This is a genomic window from Pseudoalteromonas holothuriae (assembly GCF_945859825.1).
Taxonomy (GTDB): Bacteria; Pseudomonadota; Gammaproteobacteria; order Enterobacterales; family Alteromonadaceae; genus Pseudoalteromonas; species Pseudoalteromonas holothuriae.
Genome location: NZ_CAMAPC010000055.1, coordinates 1 through 2,430 on the forward strand (window position 1 = coordinate 1; position 2,430 = coordinate 2,430).

Genomic DNA, 2,430 nt, shown 5'->3' on the forward strand with positions numbered 1-2,430 from the left:
GCCATTGGAAACTTTATTAGATGGAAAATTGATCTGGGCTGAGAAAAATTTAGCTCAAATCTAGACTGACAGTCACCGATTAAAAAACGGGTAACTGTCAGATCAAGTCTGAGCTAGTACAGCTTAAGTTCTTTGGGTTATGGAGTAAGTTAAGCAAATAGCTTTTCACATTGACTAATGCTAGTTCGCCGTTTTACTTCTAAATGGGCGTAGTAGCCATCAAGCTTATTGGGTCGCCCTACCGCCCCTTTGAACACTTTGGTATACAACTAAACTAGACAGCCATTATTAAATTATCAAACAATGGACATGCAAATCCAGTACCTTTGATATTTCTATGCCAAAAGTACATATTTACTACTATTTTTAGTTTTATCCGAGGTTTTGAATGGTAATTGCAAAAAATTAGTCGCGGTTTTGCCTACTTTGTCAGCATGATTGTGCTTAAGTTCTTTGGGTTATGGAGTAAGTTAAGCAAATAGCTTTTCACATTGACTAATGCTAGTTCGCCGTTTTACTTCTAAATGGGCGTAGTAGCCATCAAGCTTATTGGGTCGCCCTACCGCCCCTTTGAACACTTTGGTATACAACTAAACTAGACAGCCATTATTAAATTATCAAACAATGGACATGCAAATCCAGTACCTTTGATATTTCTATGCCAAAAGTACATATTTACTACTATTTTTAGTTTTATCCGAGGTTTTGAATGGTAATTACAAAAAATTAGTCGCGGTTTTGCCTACTTTGTCAGCATGATTGGTGTTTTCGGTTATAGAGTAAGTTATGCGAATAGCTTTTCACATTGAGTGATGCCGGTTCGCCGTTTTACTTCTAAATGTGTGTAGTAGCCATCAAGCTTATTGGGTCGCCCTACCGCCCCTTTGAACACTTTGATAAATTGTGTGGTGAGTTTTAACCAGTTTTCAGGTGCTATGTTTAGTCGCTCTAGGAGTGGAAGAGTGCGTTGCTCTATATGCCCGCGTTTGTCTTCTCGCATACAACGCCCTGTTAGCTCAACTAACTCTAAATATGACTTTAACTCAAAGGGTAGCCCTTTGGGCATGTGTTTTCTGGGGCTGCCTGCAAAGCGAGCAAGTTGTTTGGGTTGTTTAGCGTCTTTGGCTGATTTAATTCGCTTTTGAACGCTGGTGTGCTCAGAGTCTTCTGGTGTTTTTGCCATCTTCGCTCTGATGGGATTTAAATCAACATACGCCATACAGGCTGCCAGTGCGGCTTCATCTAGGAGTGCTTGAGATTTAAAACGCCCTTCCCAAAATCGGCCTGTGCAGTTATCTTCTTTATTGGCTTTTCTGGCGATACCTTCATTGAGTACGCGCATAAACCAGCTTATATCCGCCAGTCGTTTACGATAATCGGCAATGGTACGATTTAAAAAGAATTGTTGCGCCTTATCTAGCTTATCGTCTTGTAGATATTTTTGTGTAAGCAGCGTGCCTTTGAATAATTTGTGCCAACGAATAAGTATGGCTTTATCATTCAGTCGCTTGGCTTTTTTATCATCCACATACAACACAATATGCGTGTGATTGCTCATCACTGCATAAGCACACACATCAATACAAAATACTTTGGCTAGCGCTAGTAGTTTATCTTCTACCCATTGCCTGCGGTGCTCATAACTTTTACCTGTTACCGTATCATCACCACACAAAAAAGCACGGCGAACACACCGTGAAATGCAGTGATAGTATTTTGTATCAACCAAACTCACCTGTCTTTTACGTGCCGTCGCCATGTTAGCTGCCTACCTTTTTGACCAGATAGATAAAAGATAGGCGATGAACAAAAAATGCGCAAATAAAAGTGGGTGTCTTGTTTATTATTACTCGCGGTTTCTTACACCCGCAGCATACATCGCTTCACCACGCGCTACGCCCTTTGCAGAAGCAGCACCTGCACTTGCTTGAGTATTAGCCATCTGATTAAGATGCCTTCTTTCTAGTGTGCTTGCTTGTGATGACAATGAAGCACTCAACCCATTTGCGCTATCAACCACTCCTTGCTGCCTCGAAGCTCGTCTCGCCTCATCTGCCGCAAACTGTGCATCCGTATTGGCTCGTTGAGATGCTTGCAACATCCCCAGTGTACTTTGTGTTGTTGCATTGATGCTCGTTTGTGCATCAGCCAAGGTTTGATTTAGGTTTTTCGCACCTTGCTGGTTCACTTTAGCTTGAGCGTGAGCACTGAGCTTTTGGCCTGTTTCACTGATATATTTCTGGCGTGCTGCTGATTCAACATGATGATTAACTATAGCAAATAAAAGTGGGTGTCTAGTTTATTTTTTGTTAATACCCGACTTACTTAGCTCGCCTAAGTATTGCCCGCCGCTATGAATGTAATAGCTGCCTGCTAAGCGGTTATTACCCACTGAGTCTTCTTCAAACCCCACATTTTGCGCTACCGAAT

At 41.6% G+C, this 2,430-nt stretch carries 2 protein-coding genes; both read right to left on the bottom strand.

What is annotated here, in order from left to right; translation table 11 throughout:
• Positions 1-784 precede the first annotated feature (784 nt).
• Positions 785-1,759, bottom strand: coding sequence for a transposase (locus tag OCI93_RS20745; RefSeq protein ID WP_261627237.1), 975 nt, complete (start codon positions 1,757-1,759; stop codon positions 785-787).
• A gap of 87 nt (positions 1,760-1,846) precedes the next feature.
• The gene (locus tag OCI93_RS20750; RefSeq protein WP_261627238.1) at positions 1,847-2,188 is read right to left on the bottom strand and encodes a hypothetical protein; all 342 of its coding nucleotides are present in this window, start codon (positions 2,186-2,188) and stop codon (positions 1,847-1,849) included.
• Between the last annotated feature and the right edge of the window lie 242 nt (positions 2,189-2,430).